This window comes from Bradyrhizobium sp. 44 (assembly GCF_023073095.1).
In the GTDB taxonomy this organism is placed as follows: Bacteria; Pseudomonadota; Alphaproteobacteria; order Rhizobiales; family Xanthobacteraceae; genus Bradyrhizobium.
On the sequence record NZ_JADPIY010000031.1, the window covers coordinates 1 to 726 of the forward strand.

Genomic DNA, 726 nt, shown 5'->3' on the forward strand with positions numbered 1-726 from the left:
TGCCCGCCCGCGTTTATGCGAGCGGTTGCTTCCAGCCCCAGAGGCCGCCTTAGTCGGCGGCCTCTTTCACTCATCCCTCTTCAGCTTGCGATGACTCCAATGAGGCTCTTTGCCCTTGGGTTGAATTCCGGGGCGTGGTGCCAGTTCAAGGCCCGCATGACACCGAAGCGGGCAAACATGGTTGCGCCGCCACCTTCCGCGACCGACAGCAACCCAAACGCGAGTTCGCTAGAACCGATCAAACGGCGATCTGGTCCTTCGTCTTCTTGCCGATCTTCGTGCTGCTCTATGCGATCGTCGAGAAGATGCACGTAGATAGCTGTACGTGCCGTACGGCAAAGGGATCGTCCGGCCGACGGGCAATACTGTCTCTGCTCCTCGTACCGGTCGAAAATTCCGCGGCGGTGGAGCGCTCGTTCTGCAAGCTTCTCCCATTCGGCGGGGCGCGGCGCCGCACTGGATCGCAGACCGCGTCGACCTCGCAGCAGCGGCACTCCGCAGAGTGCCTTCCACGGGAACCGGCTCTTTGACGCATCCTTTGCGGTTGAATTCTCGCATCAGGGATGGAGCGATCGGGGCTCGAATGAACCGGCTTCAGAAGTACGTCGAACAAGGTGCCGTCGGCGAGCGGACCGGCCGCACAGCGTACGCATTCGACACCTCGAAATTGCCCGAGGCAATTAGGGGTCTTGATTGGCGCCAGGTCAATGGGTTCAGCGCTGCCGA

Annotated in this window: 1 protein-coding gene; it reads right to left on the reverse strand. The window is 61.3% G+C overall.

Annotated elements, in window-relative coordinates; translation table 11 throughout:
• Window positions 1–80: 80 nt before the first annotated feature.
• On the reverse strand, window positions 81–311 hold the full coding sequence (locus IVB41_RS31330; protein WP_247438276.1) for a hypothetical protein: 231 nt from the start codon (window positions 309–311) through the stop codon (window positions 81–83).
• Between the last annotated feature and the right edge of the window lie 415 nt (window positions 312–726).